General features: G+C 70.8%; 15 protein-coding genes and 1 pseudogene. 6 read left to right on the forward strand and 10 right to left on the reverse strand.

Annotation, left to right across the window (positions count from 1 at the left end):
* Window positions 1-385: DUF5753 domain-containing protein (locus tag MKW14_RS36055; RefSeq protein WP_240870315.1), on the forward strand; the 385-nt coding region annotated here is incomplete at its 5' end.
* Window positions 357-650 carry a DUF397 domain-containing protein gene (locus tag MKW14_RS36060; protein ID WP_240870316.1) on the forward strand — a complete coding sequence of 98 codons (294 nt, stop codon included), beginning with the start codon at window positions 357-359 and terminating at the stop codon, window positions 648-650. The genes MKW14_RS36055 and MKW14_RS36060, both read left to right, overlap by 29 nt.
* Before the next feature lie 25 nt (window positions 651-675).
* On the opposite strand, the gene MKW14_RS36065 is transcribed toward MKW14_RS36060, so the two are convergent.
* The 5 genes from MKW14_RS36065 to MKW14_RS36085 all read right to left on the reverse strand — a co-directional run bounded on the left by MKW14_RS36065 (window position 676) and on the right by MKW14_RS36085 (window position 8,581).
* On the reverse strand, window positions 676-2,712 hold the full coding sequence (locus MKW14_RS36065; protein WP_240870320.1) for an NAD(+) synthase: 2,037 nt from the start codon (window positions 2,710-2,712) through the stop codon (window positions 676-678).
* A gap of 78 nt (window positions 2,713-2,790) precedes the next feature.
* Entirely contained in the window at window positions 2,791-4,386 is a 1,596-nt protein-coding gene (locus tag MKW14_RS36070; protein ID WP_240870322.1) for a multicopper oxidase family protein, read from the reverse strand.
* A gap of 726 nt (window positions 4,387-5,112) precedes the next feature.
* On the reverse strand, window positions 5,113-7,056 hold the full coding sequence (locus tag MKW14_RS36075) for a S53 family peptidase (RefSeq protein ID WP_240870324.1): 1,944 nt from the start codon (window positions 7,054-7,056) through the stop codon (window positions 5,113-5,115).
* A 225-nt stretch (window positions 7,057-7,281) separates the two neighbouring features.
* Window positions 7,282-7,908, reverse strand: a complete 627-nt coding sequence (locus MKW14_RS36080; protein ID WP_240870325.1) for a DUF305 domain-containing protein — start codon at window positions 7,906-7,908, stop codon at window positions 7,282-7,284.
* Between the two features lies 1 nt (window position 7,909).
* The gene (locus MKW14_RS36085; RefSeq protein WP_240870326.1) at window positions 7,910-8,581 is read right to left on the reverse strand and encodes a thioredoxin-like domain-containing protein; all 672 of its coding nucleotides are present in this window, start codon (window positions 8,579-8,581) and stop codon (window positions 7,910-7,912) included.
* A gap of 161 nt (window positions 8,582-8,742) precedes the next feature.
* On the opposite strand from MKW14_RS36085, the gene MKW14_RS36090 reads away from it, so the two are divergent.
* Window positions 8,743-9,180: an RrF2 family transcriptional regulator gene (locus tag MKW14_RS36090; RefSeq protein WP_240870329.1), complete on the forward strand. Its 438-nt coding sequence runs from the start codon at window positions 8,743-8,745 to the stop codon at window positions 9,178-9,180.
* A gap of 38 nt (window positions 9,181-9,218) precedes the next feature.
* Here MKW14_RS36090 and MKW14_RS36095 read toward each other — a convergent pair whose 3' ends face one another.
* Complete coding sequence (locus MKW14_RS36095) at window positions 9,219-10,406, reverse strand: globin domain-containing protein (protein ID WP_240870331.1); 1,188 nt, start codon at window positions 10,404-10,406, stop codon at window positions 9,219-9,221.
* A 308-nt stretch (window positions 10,407-10,714) separates the two neighbouring features.
* Between MKW14_RS36095 and glnA2 the strand changes: the two genes are divergently transcribed.
* Complete coding sequence (gene glnA2 / locus MKW14_RS36100) at window positions 10,715-12,076, forward strand: gamma-glutamylpolyamine synthetase GlnA2 (RefSeq protein ID WP_240870332.1); 1,362 nt, start codon at window positions 10,715-10,717, stop codon at window positions 12,074-12,076.
* Between the two features lie 109 nt (window positions 12,077-12,185).
* Here glnA2 and MKW14_RS36105 read toward each other — a convergent pair whose 3' ends face one another.
* Entirely contained in the window at window positions 12,186-13,088 is a 903-nt protein-coding gene (locus tag MKW14_RS36105; RefSeq protein ID WP_240870333.1) for an alkaline phosphatase family protein, read from the reverse strand.
* Window positions 13,089-13,198: 110 nt separating this feature from the next.
* Window positions 13,199-13,639: a VOC family protein gene (locus MKW14_RS36110; protein ID WP_240870334.1), complete on the reverse strand. Its 441-nt coding sequence runs from the start codon at window positions 13,637-13,639 to the stop codon at window positions 13,199-13,201.
* Between the two features lie 191 nt (window positions 13,640-13,830).
* On the opposite strand from MKW14_RS36110, the gene MKW14_RS36115 reads away from it, so the two are divergent.
* Window positions 13,831-16,830, forward strand: coding sequence for a bifunctional [glutamine synthetase] adenylyltransferase/[glutamine synthetase]-adenylyl-L-tyrosine phosphorylase (locus MKW14_RS36115; protein ID WP_240870335.1), 3,000 nt, complete (start codon window positions 13,831-13,833; stop codon window positions 16,828-16,830).
* On the opposite strand, the pseudogene MKW14_RS36120 reads toward MKW14_RS36115, so the two are convergent.
* Window positions 16,818-17,027, reverse strand: a pseudogene (locus tag MKW14_RS36120) (TetR/AcrR family transcriptional regulator); the annotation flags it as partial. The gene MKW14_RS36115 and the pseudogene MKW14_RS36120 sit on opposite strands and share 13 nt — an antisense overlap.
* Before the next feature lie 79 nt (window positions 17,028-17,106).
* On the opposite strand from MKW14_RS36120, the gene MKW14_RS41700 reads away from it, so the two are divergent.
* Complete coding sequence (locus tag MKW14_RS41700; RefSeq protein WP_374116646.1) at window positions 17,107-18,285, forward strand: amidohydrolase family protein; 1,179 nt, start codon at window positions 17,107-17,109, stop codon at window positions 18,283-18,285.
* Window positions 18,286-18,371: 86 nt separating this feature from the next.
* Here the strand turns inward: MKW14_RS41700 and MKW14_RS36130 are convergent, their stop codons facing one another.
* Window positions 18,372-19,232 carry a phosphatase PAP2 family protein gene (locus MKW14_RS36130; protein ID WP_240870336.1) on the reverse strand — a complete coding sequence of 287 codons (861 nt, stop codon included), beginning with the start codon at window positions 19,230-19,232 and terminating at the stop codon, window positions 18,372-18,374.
* Window positions 19,233-19,317: the final 85 nt, after the last annotated feature.

Here is a 19,317-nt window from a genome sequence, read left to right on the forward strand (position 1 = left end):
CCCGGAGTACTGGGCGGTTTTGCACGAGTCGCTGATCGCGGACCCCATCCTCCCGCCGCTGGACATGACCGAACAGCTCGACCGGATCGTGGAGTTGGCCGAGCGGCGCCGGATCACTCCGCAGATCGTTCCGCGGACGTGTGGGGCGTATCCCTTGATGGCCGCCTCCATCATGGTGATGACCTTCCCTGACGCACCGCCCCTCATCTACACCGAGGCGTCGTACAGCGGTGACACCATCGACGATCCGGCCCTCGTGAACCAGTACCGCAAGGCATACGATCGGCTCAGGGCCGTCGCGCTGTCACCAGACACGTCCCTGGCCATGATCAAGGCAGCGGCAGAGGATTACCGAAATGGCAAGCAACCGGATCGACTTGAGTGACGCGTTCTGGTTCAAGAGCAGCTACAGCAACGGTGACGGCGGGGAGTGCGTCGAAGTGGCCGCCGACTTCCCCGGCGCCGCCCTCTGGCGCAAGTCGAGCTACAGCAACGGCGACGGCGGCAACTGCCTCGAAGTCGCCGACAACATCCCCGGCCTCGTCCCCGTCCGCGACTCCAAGATTCCCCAAGGCCCCGCCCTCATCCTCACCGCCGCCGCTTGGGCGCCCTTCGTCGCCTCGCTCAAGGCGGAACCCGCCACGCTCTGAGGCTTCAAGGCCGGGCGCCGCCCGGCTAGTCGAACCGTTCCAGATCCCGCAGCCAGGCCGCCGCCGAGCCATCAGACGGCGCGCGCCAGTCGCCCCGCGGTGACAGCGAACCGCCCGCCGAGACCTTCGGCCCGTTCGGCATCGCCGAGCGCTTGAACTGGGCGAAGGCGAAGAAGCGCCGGCAGAAGACCTCCAGCCAGCGCCGGATCTCCGGCAGGTCGTAGGCCACCCGCTTGGCCTCGGGGAAGTTCGGCGGCCAGGCACCCGTCTTCGGGTCGTGCCAGGCGTGCCAGGCCAGGAAGGCGATCTTCGACGGCCGGAATCCGTAGCGCAGCACGTGGAACAGCGTGAAGTCGTGCAGCGCGTACGGCCCGATCTTCGACTCGGTGGACTGCATCTCCTCACCCGGCACCAGCTCCGGGCTGATCTCGGTGTCGAGGATCGCGGCGAGTGTCCGGCCCGTCTCCTCGTCGTGCTGGCCGCTGGTGATGACCCATCGGATCAGATGCTGGATCAGCGTCTTCGGCACGCCCGAGTTGACGTTGTAGTGGCTCATCTGGTCGCCCACGCCGTACGTGGACCAGCCCAGCGCCAGCTCCGAGAGGTCACCCGTGCCGAGCACGATGCCGCCCCGCTGGTTGGCCAGCCGGAACAGGTAGTCGGTGCGCAGTCCCGCCTGTACGTTCTCGAAGGTGACGTCGTACACCGGCTCACCCGAGGCGAAGGGATGCCCCATCTCCTGCAGCATCAGCCGCGCGGTCGGCGTGATGTCCAGCTCGGCCGCGGTGACACCGAGCGCCGCCATCAGCTTGTGGGCGTTGTCCTTGGTGTGGTCGCTGGTGGCGAAACCGGGCAGCGTCCAGGCCAGGATGTCGCTGCGCGGACGCCCGGCCCGGTCCATCGCCCGGGCGGCGACGATCAGCGCGTGCGTGGAGTCCAGACCGCCGGACACCCCGATGACCACCTTCGGGCCGCCGATCGCCGCGAGCCGCTGCTGCAGGCCCTCGACCTGGATGTTGTAGGCCTCGTAGCAGTCCTGGGCGAGCCGCTCGGCGTCGGCCGGCACGAACGGGAACCGCTCGACACGGCGCCTGAGCCCCAGATCGGTCCGCGGCGGGTCGAGTTCGAAGGCCACCGTCCGGAAGTCACCGGTCCGCGCGCTGTGCGTACGGCGGTTGTCGTCGAACGTGCCCATCCGCATGCGCTCCTGCCGCAGCAGGTCCAGGTCCACATCGGCCACCGCGTACTCGTCGCCGAGCGGGAAACGCTCGGTCTCGGCCAGCAGCACACCGTTCTCGTAGACCAGGGCCTGCCCGTCCCAGGACAGGTCGGTCGTCGACTCGCCGAGGCCCGCCGCCGCGTAGACGTACGCGGCCAGACAGCGCGAGGACGCCGAGCGGCACAGCAGCTTGCGGTCCTCGGCCCGCCCGACCGTGATCGGGCTGCCCGAGAGGTTGACCAGAACGGTCGCGCCGGCCAGGGCCGCCTCCGCACTGGGCGGCACCGGGACCCACATGTCCTCGCAGATCTCCGCGAACAGCACCAGGCCCGGCACGTCCTCGGCGGTGAACAGCAGGTCCACGCCGAACGGCACGCTCTCACCGCCCAGACGGATCGATCCGCCTCGCTCGTCCGCGCCGTCGCCGATCTGGCGGCGCTCGTAGAACTCCCGGTAGTTCGGCGGGTACGACTTCGGCACGACACCGAGAACCCGGCCGCGGTGCACCACCACCGCGCAGTTGTAGACCCGGTTGCGGTGGCGCAGCGGGGCGCCGACGACCAGCACCGGCAGCAACTCGGCCGATCCGGCGACCACTTCCGCGACCGCGTCCTCGACCTCGTCGAGCAGCGCGTCCTGCAGCAGCAGATCCTCGATCGAGTAGCCGCACAGCCCCATCTCCGGGAAGACGGCGACGGCCACCCCCTCCTCGGCACATCTGCGCGCCTGGCGCAGCACCGCTTCGGCGTTGGCGGGCGGATCCGCGATGACGGTGTGACCCGTACACGCGGCCACACGTGCGAACCCGTGCTGATAAATGGACCAGAAGTTCGACTGAGGCACGGAATCCAGTGTAATCGTCAGAGCGACGCGATCGGTGACGCGGGGTGCGGGGCACACCCGCGCCGTCCGCTCGTGCCGTCAGCTCTCGTAACCCAGCACCGTCATCATCCCCGCCTCCGCGTGGTAGACGTTGTGGCAGTGGACCATCCACAGCCCGGGGTTGTCGGCGTCGAAGTCGACCCTGAGGGTGTTCCTGGGCAGCACGATCGCCGTGTCCTTGCGCGGGCCTCCCGTCACATCGGCCAGGGCGAAGGTGTGCCCGTGCAGATGGAGCGGATGCCACATGGCGGTGCGGTTGACGAACTCCAGTCGGACTCGCTCCCCGGCCCGCACCGGGTGGCGCTGCGAGGGCGTGTACGGGGTGTTGTCGAACGCCCAGTCGTACTGCGTCATCCTGCCGGTGAGCCGGATCCTGATCGTCCGGTCGGGGCTCTTGGGCTCCAGCGCCACGGACTCGTCCGCCGTCAGCCGGTCCGCCGTCAGCAGTCTGCCGTCGAGTTCCTGCGGGCGCGCGGTGGCGGAGGGCGCACTGCCGCCGCCCGTGCGCAACAGTGCCATCGTCGACGCGCTCTTGCCCTCGGCCAGCGCCGTCAGCGGAAAGACACCGTCGCCGGCCGTGACCAGCACGTCATAGCGCTCGCCCATGCCGATCAGCAGTGCGTCCGTGGGCGCATGCCGGACCGGGAAGCCGTCCGTGTGCGTCACCGTCATCTCGTGCCCACCGAGGGCGACCCGGAAGGCCGTGTCCCCGCCCGCGTTGACGAACCGGACGCGGATCCGGTCCCCGGGACGGGCTTCGAACACCGAAGGGGCCTTCGCCGTACGCCCGTTGACCAGGTAGTACGGGTACGCCACATCGCCGGCGTCACCGCCCAGCAGGTCACTCTCGCTGTCCGACATCATCCGGGACGGGCCGGAGGGTGAGGGCGAGCTCTGCGTGGGCGTCGGCATGCCGGACATGTCGTGGCCCGAGTCCCCCGTGCCGCCGCTCATGTCCATGCTCATGCCCCTGCCCCCGGTCAACTCCTCGAACACGGCGTCCGGTGTCGACCCGTCCACCCCGTCCAGCCAGTCGTCCAGGACGACCACCCATTCCTTGTCGTAGGACAGGGGCTCCTTGGGGTCGTCCACGATCAGCGGCGCGTACAGCCCGCGGTCGAGCTGGACGCCGGCGTGGGGATGGAGCCAGTACGTGCCCGGGTGCGGGACGGTGAAGCGGTAAGGGAAGTCCGCGCCCGGTTCGATCGCGCGCTCGGTGAGGCCGGGCACGCCGTCCATGTCGTTGCGCAGGGCGATGCCGTGCCAGTGCAGGGACGTGGCCTCGGGGAGGTGGTTGGCCAGGGTCACGGCGAGGGTGTCGCCCGCGGTGACGCGGATCTCCTTGCCGGGCAGGGCGTCGCCGTACGCCCAGGAGGTGACCTCGCGCTCGCCGAGGTCCAGCGACGTCCGGGCGGCGGTGAGGCGGACCGTGCGCACCGCGCCCCCACCGCTCGCCGCACGCCGCTTCTCCGCGGCGGCGACCTCCTTGCCGGCCGGGTCGACATAGCCCTGGGGACCGGTCGCCACGGAGCCGCCGCGCCCGGCGGACCCCGGATCCGAGCAGGCTGCCAGGATTCCCGTCCCGGCGACGGTGAGGGATGCGCCGAGAACGGAGCGGCGCGTGGGAGTACGCATGATGTGCTGACACCTCGTCGTAGGTGGTGCGAAGGGTTGGCCTGGACGCAGCTGCTGCTTCTGGTACACCGCCGACGGCGCGGAGGTTCCCACCCCGAACGGGTGAGATCACGCGGGCAGGGCGAAGCAGCCGGTCTGTGGGCCTATATGCGCAGCACAGAAAGCCGGGGGGGGGGAGAGGTCCCGGCGGGCGAGGGTTGGGCCACAGCTCCCACGGAAGGCGGGCGGGCCGGGGCGGCAGGGGGAGGGCGGAGGCGGCGACGCCGAAACCGGCGGCCGACGGCACGAGGAGGGTGAAGGAACTCAGCACCGCGAGGCACACGGACGCGGGGTCCATGCCCGCCATGGTGGACGGACCGGTCTTCCAGGACGCACCGGTGCTCAAGGACGGACCGGTGCTCAAGGACGGGCCGGTGCTGATGGACGGGCTGGCGCCCAGGGACCGGCCGGTGCTCATGACCGGCTCGGTGGTCGTCCGTTCGTGGCCGGACGGGGCCGTGAGCCGCACGCTCGCGTGCCCCCCGACCGGCGACGGCGACGCGGAGCCGTGCTCCGAGGGATGCCCCAGCGTGTGCATCGTGACGATGCCGATGAGGAGCAGCGCGAACAGCAGCAGCCGTCCGTACGTCTGTCTCCTCGGCGGGATCATTCCCGCAGCCTACCCCTCCCGGGTATACGTGTGCGCCCGCTCCCCGAGGGGAACGGGCGCACGATCACCGGAAAGGCTCAGTGCTTCCGGTACGACTCGACGTAGCCGTTCGCGGGCGAGCCCACGCCGGTGACGTCGTCGTAACCCTTGACCGCGGACAGCGAGCTGTCCTTGCCGAGGCTGCGGACCGAGGTGATCAGACCGTCCGAGGCGTCGACGCTGTTGACGAAGTCGACACGGGCGACCGCGAGGTCCTTGCCGGTCGGCTTGTCGGTGACGTCGTGGTACACGCCCTTGTTGTACCGGGCGTAGATCTCCGGGTTGGCGAAACCGATCGCCTCACCGCCACGCGCCTCCTGGGCCAGCGCCTGGACGGCCGCGATCACCGGAGCGGCGAGCGAGGTGCCGCCGATGCGGTACTCGCTGTACTGCACCGACCCGTCCGGGAAGGTCTGCGTCTGGCCGACCTTGAAGCCGGTGTTGGGGTCGGCGATGGCCGAGATGTCCGGGACGACGCGGTTGCCGGCGGCGTTGTTGGCCTTGGCGAGCGCGTCCGGGACGACACCCTTCTGGTAGTACGGCTCGGCGACCGTCTTGCTGGTGCCGCCGCCCGCGCCCGAGGTGAACGCGCCGGGGAAGTTCGTCCAGCTCTTGCCGTCCGCGGACAGCACGGCCTTCTCGGTGCCCCAGCCGGTCTCCCACTGGTACGTGTCGTTCTTGCCGACCGCGAGGGAGGTACCGCCGACCGCCGTCACCCAGGCCGAGTTGGCCGGGGTGTCGACCTGCTTCGTGCCGGTGTTGGCGACCTCGTCGCCGTTGTCACCGGAGGAGAAGTAGAAGCCGATGCCCTCGACCGCGCCGAACTGGAACACCTGGTCGTAGGCGGCCGCGAGGTCCGGCGTCTGGTTGGCCTCGATGTCGCCCCACGAGTTGGAGACGATGTCGGCGAGGTGGTTGTCGACCACCTTGCTCAGCGAGTCCAGCAGGTCGTCGTCCAGGCAGGACGCGGCGCCCACGTACGTGACGTGCGCGTCCGGCGCGACCGCGTGCACGGCCTCGACGTCGAGGGTCTCCTCGCCGTACCAGCCGGAGGCGTCGCACTCGTCGGCGCCGGTGTTCGTGTAGTTCTTGGGCAGCACCTGGTTCAGCTGGCCGGTCTTCCAGGCCGCGTCACCGTGCTTCTTCGCGTACGTGCCCGCGTCGAAGGCGATGGTCGGCGAGGCGTACGCGTCCGTGATGGCGACGCGCACCCCCTTGCCCGTGTACTTGCCGGCGCCGTAGGCGGCACGCAGCTGCTTGCCGGTGTAGCCCTCGACGGCGTACGGGATCTTCGTGCCGTACGCGTCCGGCAGCGTGGTCGCGATGTTCGAGCCGTAGTACGAGGAGAACGGCCCGGCGTTCTTGAACGCGGCGCCCGGACCGGGCAGCTGGTCGTCGTGGTTCGCCTTGTGCGGGGCGTTGTCCAGGCCGGTGACGGTCAGGACGGCGCCCTTGAGGCTGTCGGGCACCGAGGCCGTCTTCGACGGCGCGCGGTAGGTCTTCGAGCCCTTGGTGAAGTTGTGCAGCTGGGTGCCGAACGCCTTCTCGGCGGCGGCCACGTCACCGGTGACGGAGACGTAGTGCTGCGTGACACCGGTGACCGTCAGGCCGTTGGCCGTCAGCCACGACCTGACCGCGGCCACCTGGGCCTTGGTCGCGCCGAACGAGGCCTGCGCCTTCTTGGCGCTCAGGTACTTGCCGTACTGCGGCGAGCTCGGGTCGGACACGGCCTTCGCGTACGCGGCGAGACCCGTCGCGTTCCGGCCGGCCAGGTACACCCGGAGCTTCACCTGGGCGGCGTTCGAGGCGTCGCCCTTGTCCGCCTTGGCCGTGGCCCAGGCGGGCTTGGTGCCCGCCAGTGCGTCACGGGCCGGGTTGTCCGCGGCGTGCGCCGCGGGTATGCCGAGCGCCAGCGCGCCGGTGATCATGGGCAGCGTCGCCGCCATGCTCACTGCGCGAAGTTTGGCGCGGTTGGATCTCATGGAACCCCCTGCGATGCGGTTCTTCGCATGTGTGGTCGGTCGCCGGTGATCCGCGTAGACCGAGCCGCGGCGGAGGCACGGAAATGGATCACACGGTAGGGGCCACTCTTTCGATGAACGGTTCATGCCAGGGGAATGAGAACACCAAGAAGAGCCCAAGGAAGCGCTGTCCAAGGCGATTTGGGGCTTACGTCCTTCGGTGTTTTCGGCCTTCGACGGTAATTCCTACGACCTGGGCTTCGCGCCGCGCTCCTTGAGCATGTCCGCCATGAGCTTGATCTCGGACTGCTGCGCGTCGACCATGCCCTGCGCGAGCTGCTTCTCCACGCCCACCTGACACTTGGCGACACAGCCCTCTGCCATGTGGATGCCGCCCTTGTGATGGTCCGTCATGAGCTGGAGGTAGAAGATCTCGGCCTGCCTGCCGTTGAGGGTGCCGAGCTTCTTCATCTCGGTGTCCGTCGCCATGCCGGGCATCAGCGAGCCGTCCCCGCGTTCGGGCATGTCGCCCATGCCCATCCAGGACATCGGCGGCTTCGCCGACACCTTCGGCAGCCCCCACAGATCCAGCCAGCCCAGCAGCATCCCGCGCTGGTTGGCCTGCGTCTGCGCGATGTCGTAGGCGAGTCGCCGCACTTCGACGTTCTTCGTGCGGTCGCGGACGATGTACGACATCTCGACGGCCTGCTGGTGATGGACCGCCATGTCCCGGGCGAAGCCCGCGTCGGCGGACTCCGCGGCGGGCGTGCCCGTGCTCGACCCGCCGTCCTCGGCGACCGCGTAGGTGATCGCGCCGGCGGCGACCAGCGCCGCCGCGGCGGTTCCCGCGATCCAGCCGATGTGCTTCCTCATGTCACATCGTCCCGCCCGTGCACGAGGCACCCGGCTCGGGCGTCTGCCGGCCCTGGACGTACGTCTCGAAGAACTTGGCGACCTTCGGGTCGTCCGCGCTCGTCACGCCCAGCTGGTGGCCCCACGCCGTCAGCTCGATCGGCGAGGTCTGGTTGGTGTACGGGCTCATCAGCGAGTACGGCGTCTGCTTGACCTTCGCCGAGAGGGTGTCCACGTCGGACTTCTTCGCCTTGTCGGTGTACGTCACCCACACCGCGCCGTGCTCCAGCGCGTGCACGGCGTTCTCGTCCTTGACGGCCTTGGTGTAGACGTTGCCGTTGCAGTTGAGCCACACCGGGTTGTGGTTGCCGCCGACCGGCGGGTGCATCGGGTAACTCACCGTCCCCGCGACGTGGTTGCGGGACAGCTTGCCCGTCCAGGTCCGCACGCCGTCCTTGCCGGTGGTGAAGTGCCCGGAGTCCCCGGAGCTGCCGCCCTTGGCGTCGCTCGCGGTGGCGTCCTTCTTGTCCGACTGGTTGTTGACGAGGACCACACCGCCCACGACGAGACCGGCGACGACGACCACGCTCGCGGCGATGACGAGGACGCGGTTGCGCCGCTCACGGGCCTTCTCGGCGCGGCGCATCTCCTCTATGCGCGCCTTGCGGGCGGCACTGGTGGTCTTCGAGCCCATGGCGGTGTCCTTGTTGGGGGAGGGACAGTCGGGTGGGCTGATCGTAATGGGGAAGCAGGGGCCTTTCGCAGGCAGGGCACAGGAAAGGCCGGATCGATACGTATCCGACAGGTGGTGACAGATAATTTGAACCGCAGATGCGCATTATCTACGCTGACTGTATGCGGCTGCTGCGCTCCACCGACCTCGCCCTGCGCGTCCTGATGCGGCTCGCCGTCGCCGGCGAGTCCACTCCGACGACCCGCGAGGTCGCGGCCGACATGGACGTGCCGTACACGCACGCGGCGAAGGTCGTCGCCGAACTCCAGCACCAGGGGCTGGTCGACGCCCGCCGGGGCCGGGGCGGCGGGCTGTCGCTGAGCGCGAAGGGCCGTACCGCCTCCGTCGGCGCTGTGGTGCGCGCCTTCGAGGGCGACGGCGACGTCGTCGACTGCGAGGGCGGCGCCTCCCCCTGCCCCCTGAACTCCGCCTGCCGGCTCCGGGGCGCCCTGCGCCGGGCCCAGGAGGCCTTCTACGCCTCACTGGACCCGCTGACGGTGGCCGACATGGTCGCCGCCCCGACCGGACCGCTCCTGCTGGAGATCGGCCGCGCTTCCTAGGCCCTTCGGCTTCGGGTCGGCTTCGGGTCGGCTTCGGGTCAGCTTCGGGCGAGCCAGAGGTCGGGGCCGAACACCTCGTAGTGGATGTCGGCCGGGGCCACGCCCTTCTCGATCAGCTGCGCGCGGACCGCGCGCATGAAGGGGAGCGGACCGCACAGGTACGCGCGCGTGCCGTCGGGCACGTCGATGTCGGTGAGGTCCACCAGGCCGGTACGGGAGCCCGGGGTGGCGTCCTGTTCGTACCAGAAGTGCGCGGTGGCGTCCGGGAGCTTCGCCGTCCAGGCCTCGTGGTCGGCGAGCAGGGCGTGGTCGGCGGGGGAGCGGTCGCCGTGGACGACGGTGACAGGGGCGCCGTGACCGTCCGCCGCGAGCCGGGCCAGCATCGCGATCATGGGGGTCACGCCGATGCCGGCGGAGGCGAGCAGCAGCGGGGTGCCGTCGGTCGCGTCCAGGACGAGGTCGCCGTACGGGGCGGACAGCTCCAGGACGTCGCCCTCACGCACGCGCGCGTGGAGGTGGTGGGAGACCTCGCCGTCGGGCGAGATGCCGTCGTGGACCCGCTTCACGCTGATCTGCCGCAGGGTCGCGCCCGGGGCGCCGGAGAGGCTGTACTGGCGTATCTGGCGGGCGCCGTCCGGGAGTTCGGCGCGTACGGAGACGTACTGGCCCGCGCGGAAGTCGGCGACCGGGCCGCCGTCGACCGGCCGCAGCCGGAAGGAGACCACGTCGGCGGTCTCGGTGACCCGCTGCACGACCTCCCACTCCCGCCAGCCGGACTCGTCCGCGCTCTCCTCGTACAGCCGCTTCTCGATCGCGACGAGCGCGTTCGCCATCAGCCAGTAGACCTCGTCCCAGGCGGCCGCGACCTCCGGGGTGACGGCCTCGCCCAGGACCTCGGCGATGGCGGCGAAGAGGTGCTCGTGGACCAGTGCGTACTGCTCGGGAGCGACGCCGAGGGAGGCGTGCTTGTGGGCGATGCGGGTGAGCATCGCGTCCGGCCGCTGGTCCGGGTGGTCCAGGAGGTGGGCCGCGAAGGCGGCGATCGATCCGGCCAGGGCCTGGCGCTGGGTGCCGGCGGCCTGGTTGCCGCGGTTGAACAGGTCGCGCAGCAGCTCGGGGCGGGCGGCGAACAGGCCGGCGTAGAAGCGCTCGGTGATCTCGCCGAGATGTGCTCCGACGGCGGGGAGGGTGGCGCGGACGGTTGCGGCGGCTGGCTCGGACAGCATCGGGGCTCCTCGTGAACTCGGCTGATCGGAACCGTATTTAAACTGGAATCTGAGATGCAAATTAAATGGACGTGGCGATGGTCACGTGTGAGGTGGGGCGGGGCATTACGGATGTCAGTCCGAGCAGGCAATATGGGCGTCAGAGCCGTACACCTGCCGCACGTGAGGCGTTCAGACCGAGGTCGCTTCGATGATCAAGGTCCGCAACGCGCATGAAATGCTGTTGTGGTGTGATGCTCAGGTGCCCGACCGCCTCCTGTGGGACAGGGAGACAGGCGGCCTGATCAGCAAGGATGGGGAAGCGGAAGATGGACAAGCAGCAGGAGTTCGTGCTCCGGACGTTGGAGGAGCGCGACATCCGGTTCGTACGGCTGTGGTTCACGGACGTGCTGGGCTTCCTCAAGTCCGTCGCCGTGGCCCCCGCCGAGCTCGAACAGGCCTTCGATGAGGGCATCGGTTTCGACGGTTCGGCCATCGAGGGCTTCGCCCGGGTGTACGAGTCCGACATGATCGCCAAGCCGGATCCGTCCACCTTCCAGATCCTGCCCTGGCGGGCCGAGGCGCCCGGCACGGCCCGGATGTTCTGCGACATCCTCATGCCGGACGGCTCCCCGTCCTTCGCCGACCCGCGCTACGTCCTCAAGCGCGCCCTCACGCGCGGCTCCGACCTGGGCTTCACCTTCTACACCCACCCGGAGATCGAGTTCTTCCTGCTGAAGGACCGCCCGCTCGACGGCACGCGCCCCACCCCCGCCGACAACTCCGGCTACTTCGACCACACCCCGCAGAACATCGGCATGGACTTCCGCCGCCAGGCGATCACCATGCTGGAGTCGATGGGCATCTCGGTCGAGTTCTCCCACCACGAGGGCGCCCCCGGCCAGCAGGAGATCGACCTGCGCTACGCCGACGCCCTGTCCACGGCCGACAACATCATGACCTTCCGCCTGGTCATGAAGCAGGTGGCGCTGGAGCAGGGGGTGCAGGCGACCTTCATGCCGAAGCCCTTCTCCGAGCACCCCGGCTCCGGCATGCACACGCACCTGTCCCTGTTCGAGGGCGACCGCAACGCGTTCTACGAGTCCGGCTCGGAGTACCAGCTCTCCAAGGTCGGCCGCTCCTTCATCGCGGGCCTGCTGCGCCACGCGGCGGAGACCTCCGCGGTCACCAACCAGTGGGTCAACTCCTACAAGCGCATCTGGGGCGGCTCCGAGCGCACGGCCGGCGCCGGTGGCGAGGCTCCCTCCTACATCTGCTGGGGCCACAACAACCGCTCGGCCCTGGTCCGTGTCCCGATGTACAAGCCCGGCAAGACCGGCTCCGCGCGCGTGGAGGTCCGCTCCCTGGACTCCGGCGCCAACCCGTACCTGTCCTACGCCGTCCTGCTGGCCGCCGGCCTCAAGGGCATCGAGGAGGGCTACGAACTCCCTGCGGGCGCCGAGGACGACGTCTGGGCCCTCTCCGACGCGGAGCGCCGCGCGATGGGCATCGAACCCCTCCCCCAGAACCTCGGCGAGGCCCTGACCCTGATGGAACGCAGCGACCTGGTCGCCGAGACCCTGGGCGAGCACGTCTTCGACTTCTTCCTGCGCAACAAGAAGCAGGAGTGGGAGGAGTACCGCTCGGAGGTCACCGCGTTCGAGCTGCGGAAGAACCTGCCGGTGCTGTAGCGGCAGCCCACGCGAGGCCGACGGTCGTCTGCCGTCGGCCTCGGTTCGGGAAGGGACGCTTGGTTTTCAGGCGTCGGCGTGCTTGGCACGGCTGCCCGCTGCGTACACCTCAGGACGCCCAGATGCCGGTGATGTCCTTGGCGGAGGCCGCCTTGCCCGCGTGCGCGGACAGGCCCTGGGTGTCCTCCAGGGTGCGCAGCAGGTCGTAGTGGTTGTAGGTGGTGGAGGAGGACGAACCCGCCGTGACCGGCTGGCCGTACAGGACCGTCGGGATGCGGTTGCCCGAGAGGCCGTTGTCCTCGTCGAAGGTGATGACGAGGAGGCTGTTGTGGGTCTTGGCCCAGGAGGCGTAGCCGCCCAGGTTGTTCTTCAGCCAGGTGTCGCCGGTGGACACCGAGCAGTCGTGCATGTCGCTGCACAGGTTCGGCGTGACGAAGGAGATCTGCGGCAGCGTCGAGTAGTCCGCGGGGAACTGCGCGAACGTCTTCGCGCTGGACGTCGGCACGTTCTTGAAGCCGAACCACGGGTCGTGCTTCTGGGCGTAGTCGCCGCTGCTGCACGTGGTCGAGCCCTGGCTGGGCAGTGACTCGTTGTAACTGGCCCAGGTGCGGCCCGCGGCGATCGCCTCGGAGGCCAGGTTGGCGGCGGAGGAGAAGCCCGGCGTGACGCAGCTGTCGTCGGTGATGCCCTGGGTGGAGCCGGAGAACAGGGCGTAGTAGTTCGGCTGGCTCGGGTGGGTGATCGCGTACGACTGGGTCAGGTTGGCGCCGCCGGTCTTCAGGGAGTTGATGTACGGGGCGCTGGAGGAGCCGATGACCTGGCTGTAGGCGTGGTTCTCCATGACCACGACGACCACGTGGTCCGGGGTCGGCACGGCCGGGGCCGCGGACGAGGAACCGCCGAGGCCGGTCCACAGGCCGACGGCCGCGGCCGTGAAGGCGACCGCGGACGCGAGCGCGGCCCGGCCGCGGCGGACCCGGGCACGGGCGGAATGTGCGGTACTGCCGGACACATCAACCTCCGGAGGGGGGAAGGACGGGGCTGGCGGTGCGGACTGAGCATGCACACGCCAACATTCCCGGGGTCCACGTCGCCCAACCTGCTGGGTGAAGAGCGGGTGAACTACTCCCGCTCGGCCGCCAGCTGGGCCAGCACCTGGTGGAGCGGCTCGGTGGCCCGGCGCCGGTACTCCTGGATCGCCCAGCCATTGCCGTCGGGGTCCGTGAAGTACATGAAAGTGGCCCCGTCCTGCGGCGCGAACTGCTGCGGCTCGGTCACCTCGAGGCCGCGGGCGGTCAGCTCGTCGTACGCCGCCTTGGCGTCCGTCACGCACAGCTGCATGCCGTGGTACGTGCCCGGCCGCGGCGTCCCGGTCGGCACCTGCAGGCCGTCGACCAGCGCGATCGAACAGCCCGAGCCGGGCGGCGTGAGCTGCACGATCCGCACGCCCTCCATCACCTCGCCGTCGAGATCCACATGGAAGCCGACCTTGTCCCGGTAGAACTCCTTCGCCCGGTCCACGTCCGTGACCGGCAGCAGGATCACTTCGAGGCTCATGTCCATGGAACGACTCCTTCGTCGTCTGTCGTGCCTCATCGAACGGCTCTCTCCTACCGAAGCCCATATCGCCCGGGGGCGCCACAGGATCGCGCGGCGGGCCCCCGCGAGAACTCGGCGCCGCACGCCCGGGGGCCCGTGTCAGTGGCTCCGGTTAGGCTCTGGCCAGTACGAACCTGATCCGAGGGAGGTCTGGGATGACGGCGCCGGGGCGCAGGAGCAGTACCTTCACACGGCTGCTGCGGCACGGCTTCACGGATCCCTCCGCCGCCGAGCGGCTCCTGGACAGCGCCGAGCTCACGCCCGTGCGCAACGACCCGGTGCTGCTGGACGCCCTGGGCGCCACCGCCGACCCCGACCTGGCGCTGCAGGGGCTCGTACGGCTGCTCGAAGCGCAGCCCGCTCCCACGGCGCGTCGCGAGCTGCTCGACACCCTGATAGCGGCCAAGCCGCTCCGGGACCGGCTGCTCGGCGTCCTCGGCGCCTCCGCCGCGCTCGCCGACCACCTCACCCGGCACCCGCGCGACTGGCACGCGCTGGTCACCTACGAACCGCGGGACCTGCACCCGGGGGTCGAGGAGTTCGAGCGCGGCCTGGCGGAGGCGACCGACCCGGTGTCGCTGCGCGTCGCCTACCGCCGCTGTCTGCTGGCCATCGCCGCCCGGGACGTCTGCGGCACCACCGACGTCGCCGAGACCGCCGCCGAGCTCGCCGACCTCGCCACCGCCACCCTGCGCGCCGCGCTCGCCATAGCCCGCGCCGCCGCCCCCGACGACGCCGCGCTGTGCCGCCTCGCGGTCATCGCGATGGGCAAGTGCGGCGGCCACGAGCTCAACTACGTCTCCGACGTCGACGTCATCTTCGTCGGGGAGGCCGTCGAGGGCGCCGACGAGGGCAAGGCGCTCAGGTCCGCCACCAGGCTGGCCTCGCACATGATGCGGGTCTGCTCCGAGACCACCGTCGAGGGCTCCATCTGGCCCGTCGACGCCAACCTGCGCCCCGAGGGCCGCAACGGCCCCCTGGTGCGCACCCTCTCCAGCCACCTCGCCTACTACCAGCGCTGGGCCAAGACCTGGGAGTTCCAGGCCCTGCTCAAGGCCCGCCCGGTGGCCGGCGACACCGAGCTCGGCGAGGCGTACGTCGCCGCCCTCGAACCCCTCGTCTGGCAGGCCGCCGAGCGGGAGAACTTCGTCACCGACGTGCAGAAGATGCGCCGCCGGGTGGTGGAGAACATCCCGGCCGCCGAGATCGACCGCGAGCTGAAGCTCGGCCCCGGCGGCCTCAGGGACGTCGAGTTCGCCGTACAGCTGCTGCAGTTGGTGCACGGCCGGGCGGACACCTCGCTGAGGAGCGGCACGACCCTCGACGCGCTCCAGGCGCTCGCGGCGGGCGGCTATGTCGGCCGGGAGGACGCCGTCCAGCTCGACGACGCCTACCGCTTCCTGCGCTCCATGGAGCACCGCATCCAGCTCTACCGGCTGCGCCGCACCCACCTCGTCCCCGAGGACGAGGCCGACCAGCGCCGCCTCGGCCGCTCCCTGGGCCTGCGCACCGACCCGGTCCCCGCCCTGAACCGCGAATGGCGCCGGCACGCGGCGGTCGTACGGCGGCTGCACGAGAAGCTCTTCTACCGGCCGCTGCTCGACGCCGTCGCCCAACTCGCCCCCGGTGAGGCCCGGTTGAGCCCGGAGGCGGCCCGCGAGCGGCTGGTCGCGCTCGGGTACGCCGACCCGGCCGCCGCGCTGCGCCACCTGGAGGCGCTGGCCTCCGGGGTCACCCGCAAGGCCGCCATCCAGCGCACCCTGCTGCCGGTCCTGCTCGGCTGGTTCGCGGACTCCGCCGACCCGGACGCCGGCCTGCTCAACTTCCGCAAGGTGTCGGACGCGTTGGGCAAGACCCCCTGGTACCTGCGGCTGCTGCGGGACGAGGGCGCCGCCGCCGAGAACCTCGCGCGCGTGCTGTCTGCCGGACGGCTCGCCCCCGACCTGCTGATGCGGGCGCCGGAGGCGGTCGCGCTGCTCGGGGACGGGGACGGCGGCGGGGGACTGGAGCCGCGCGGGCGGGACCATCTGGAGCAGGAGATACTCGCCGCGGTCGGCCGCGCGGACGGCGCGGCCCAGGGCGTCACGGCGGCCCGCGGCGTCCGCCGCCGCGAGCTGTTCCGTACGGCGGCCGCCGACATCGTCGGCTCCTACGGCACCGAGACGCAGCCCGCCGAGGCCGACCAGGGCGCGCTGGTGGACCGGGTCGGCGGCGCGGTCTCCGACCTGACGGCGGCCACCCTCGCGGGCACCCTGCGCGCGGTGGTGCGGGACAGCTGGGGCGACACCCTGCCCACCCGGTTCACGATCATCGGCATGGGCCGCTTCGGCGGCCACGAACTGGGCTACGGCTCCGACGCGGACGTCCTGTTCGTGCACGAGCCGCGCGAGGGGGTGGACGAGCAGGAGGCCTCCGCCGCGGCCAACAAGGTCGTCGCCGAGATGCGGCGACTGCTGCAGATCCCGAGCGCGGATCCGCCGCTGCTCATCGACGCCGACCTGCGGCCCGAGGGCAAGTCGGGGCCGCTGGTGCGGACGCTCAAGTCCTACGAGGCGTACTACCGCCGGTGGTCGCTGGTCTGGGAGTCTCAGGCGCTGCTGCGGGCCGAACCGGTCGCCGGGGACGAGGAGTTGGGGCGCCGGTTCGTCGAGCTGATCGATCCGCTGCGGTATCCGGCGGGCGGGCTCGGCGACGACGCCGTCCGGGAGATCCGGCGGCTGAAGGCCCGTATGGAGTCCGAGCGGCTGCCGCGCGGCGCCGACCCGAAGCTGCACACCAAGCTGGGGCCGGGCGGGCTGTCCGACGTGGAGTGGACCGTGCAGCTGCTGCAACTCCAGCACGGACGGGCCGGGTCGGGACTGCGGACGACCCGGACGCGGGAGGCGCTCGCCGCCGCGCGGGAGGCCGGGCTCATCTCGCCGGAGGACGCGTCCATCCTCGACGAGGCGTGGGTACTGGCCACGCGGGTGCGCAACGCGGTGATGCTGGTGCGGGGGAGGGCGGGCGACACGTTTCCCTCCGGGGGGCGTGAACTGGCCGCCGTGGGGCGGTACCTGGGGTACGGGGACGGGCATGTGGGGGACATGCTGGACGCCTACCGGCGGACGGCGCGGAGGGCTCGGGCCGTGGTGGAGACGTTGTTCTACGGAGCGTAGGCCCGGTGCAGTGCCCGTGCGTGTCGGAGGAAGCCGGCCAACCCCACCTCGAACGCACGGTCCGCCCGGCCCTCGCCCACCGCTGACAGGGCCTCCGCCAGCCGGGGGGTGGGGACCTCCTCCGTCAGCTCCCACATCGTCTCCGGTGCCGCCAGGTCCAGGGCCGAGCCCAGGATCAGGTTCTCCACGCGGGTGATCCGGAGCTGGTTGGGGCAGTGGCCCGGGAGACCGTGCTGCCGGTCAGGCTGCGGTTCGCCCGTGGTGCATGCCGGGGGGGTGTCCGAGGCCGGGCTGGAGGAGCTGGTCGCCTTGCAGGGGCGGGGCGGGCGGCACTGGCAGGTCGCCGGGGTCAAGTTCTTCATGGACGGCACGGTCGAGGGCGGTACCGCCTGGCTGGAGCACGCGGACTGCCATGGGCAGGGTACGGAGGCGTTCTGGCCGGATCCCGAGGCCTACGAGGCTGCCGTACGGCATCTGCACCGGGCGCGTGTCGGTACGGCCACGCACGCCATCGGGGACGCGGCGGTGGGGCATGTGCCCACGGCGTACGGCCGCCATCGGATCGAGCACATCGAGACGGCGCCGGACGCGTTGCTGCCGCGGTTCGCGGAGCTGGGGGTCGCCGCGTCGATGCAGCCGCCGCACACCGGGTACACGCGTGCCGACGGGACGGACGAGTGGTCGCGGCGGCTTGGGGGTGGGCGGGCCGGGCGTGCTTGGCGGCTGCGGGATCTGCGGGAGGCGGGCGCGGTCGTCGCGCTGGGGTCGGACTGGCCGATCGCGTCGTACGACGTGCGGGGTGTGCTGGCTACCGCGCGGGTGCCGCGGGGGGCGGCGTCGGGGCGGGCGGGGCTGAGCGGGCTGGAGGCGCTGGAGGGGTGTACCAGTCATGCGGCTCGGGCTGCGGGGGAGGAGGGGGTGGCGGGGCGTGTCGCGGTGGGCTACCGGGCCGACCTGACGGCTCTCGGGGTTGATCCTGTGGAGGCGCCGGTGGGGGAGGTGGCCGAAGCGCCGGTGCGGCTTGTGGTGACCGGGGGGGCATGTGGTGCATCGGGGGTGAGTGACGATGCCTGCGGCGCATGGGCTGGTTCGGTGGGGGCGTGCGTCGCGCCTAGGGTTGGGTGGTGGGTCGGGGGCGGGGGGGGGGGGGGGGGGGGGGGGGGGGGGGGGGGGGGGGGGGGGGGGGGGGGGGGGGGGGGGGGGGGGGGGGGGGGGGGGTGTGGGGGGGGGGGTGTGGGGGGGTGTGGGGGGGGGGGGGGGTGGCGCTGGGGGTGGGGGGGGGGGGGGGGGCGGGGGGGGGGGGTGTCCGTCCTCGGTCGGGCGGTGCTGGTGGTCATGCGGTGCTGTCTTTTGACGCCCGACGCTGGGGGCGGACACCCCCCGCCCCGTCCCCTTCCCGCCGTGGGCGACTGGGCACACCCCCGACCCCGTCACCTTCCCGCCGTGGGCGAGTGATGACACCCGTGTCGGCTGCGGTGGCACTGTGCGTGTGGCCCGGCACCACGGGCGTGAGCGCGCCGCCGCGTCGGCGGTCCGGGCGTCTACACCCTCGTCGGTTGCGGTCGGCTCTTCGTGTCGGGGGGGACCAGCCTTGGGAGGTTGTACGGCAGGGCGCCGTACCAGAGGCGGGACACCGTGAAGCCGAAGGTGAGGCAGAGGATGCCGCCTACCGCGTCCAGCCAGAAGTGGTTGGCCGTGGAGACGATGACCATCAGGGTGGCCGCCGGGTAGAGGAGGCCCAGGATGCGGACCCAGGGCAGTCTGGCCAGGGCGAAGATCGTCAGGCCGCACCACAGGGACCAGCCGATGTGCATGGACGGCATCGCGGCGTACTGGTTGGACATGTGCTTGAGGTCGCCGGAGGCCATCGAACCCCAGGTCTGGTGGGCCGTGACCGTGTCGATGAAGGTGCTGCCGTTCATCAGGCGGGGCGGGGCCAGGGGGTAGAGGTAGTAGCCGACCAGGGCGACACCGGTGGTGGCGAAGAGGACGAGGCGGGCTGCCGCGTAGCGGCCCGGGTGGCTGCGGTAGAGCCATACCAGGACGGTGAGCGTGATGATGAAGTGCAGCGTGGCGTAGTAGTAGTTCATCGCCACGATCAGCCAAGTCACGGAGTTGATCGCGTGGTTGACCGACTCCTCCACGGCGATGCCCAGGTGGTGCTCGGTCTTCCAGATCCAGTCGGCGTTGCGCAGCGCCTTGCCCCGCTGCTCCGGTACCGCGTTGCGGATGAGTGAGTACGTGTAGTAACTCACGGCGATCAGAACGATCTCGAACCACAGGCGCGGTGTGCGTGGGGTGCGCAGTCGGCGCAGGAACCGCGGGCGGTGTGGGGCCGTGAGGGGGTCCGGAACGGCCGTCTGATCACGGTCTTCCAGACTGGTCACGGTCGAATCACCCATAGGCACAAAGTCTGCCAGAAATGCGTTCTGTCACCGATCATCCCCCGGTCTGGTCCGGGGCGCATGTTCTACAACAGACGGACGT

The sequence above is a fragment of the Streptomyces gilvus genome (genome assembly GCF_022513565.1).
Taxonomy (GTDB): domain Bacteria; phylum Actinomycetota; class Actinomycetes; order Streptomycetales; family Streptomycetaceae; genus Streptomyces; species Streptomyces gilvus.

Bases quoted from the DNA above. Each gene is read 5' to 3' on its own strand.
- MKW14_RS36060 (WP_240870316.1), top strand. From the start codon at position 357: ATGGCAAGCAACCGGATCGACTTGAGTGACGCGTTCTGGTTCAAGAGC.
- MKW14_RS36070 (WP_240870322.1), bottom strand. From the start codon at position 4,386: ATGCGTACTCCCACGCGCCGCTCCGTTCTCGGCGCATCCCTCACCGTC.
- MKW14_RS36075 (WP_240870324.1), bottom strand. From the start codon at position 7,056: ATGAGATCCAACCGCGCCAAACTTCGCGCAGTGAGCATGGCGGCGACG.
- MKW14_RS36080 (WP_240870325.1), bottom strand. From the start codon at position 7,908: ATGAGGAAGCACATCGGCTGGATCGCGGGAACCGCCGCGGCGGCGCTG.
- MKW14_RS36085 (WP_240870326.1), bottom strand. From the start codon at position 8,581: ATGGGCTCGAAGACCACCAGTGCCGCCCGCAAGGCGCGCATAGAGGAG.
- MKW14_RS36090 (WP_240870329.1), top strand. From the start codon at position 8,743: ATGCGGCTGCTGCGCTCCACCGACCTCGCCCTGCGCGTCCTGATGCGG.
- MKW14_RS36095 (WP_240870331.1), bottom strand. From the start codon at position 10,406: ATGCTGTCCGAGCCAGCCGCCGCAACCGTCCGCGCCACCCTCCCCGCC.
- glnA2 (WP_240870332.1), top strand. From the start codon at position 10,715: ATGGACAAGCAGCAGGAGTTCGTGCTCCGGACGTTGGAGGAGCGCGAC.
- MKW14_RS36110 (WP_240870334.1), bottom strand. From the start codon at position 13,639: ATGGACATGAGCCTCGAAGTGATCCTGCTGCCGGTCACGGACGTGGAC.
- MKW14_RS36115 (WP_240870335.1), top strand. From the start codon at position 13,831: ATGACGGCGCCGGGGCGCAGGAGCAGTACCTTCACACGGCTGCTGCGG.
- MKW14_RS36130 (WP_240870336.1), bottom strand. From the start codon at position 19,232: ATGGGTGATTCGACCGTGACCAGTCTGGAAGACCGTGATCAGACGGCC.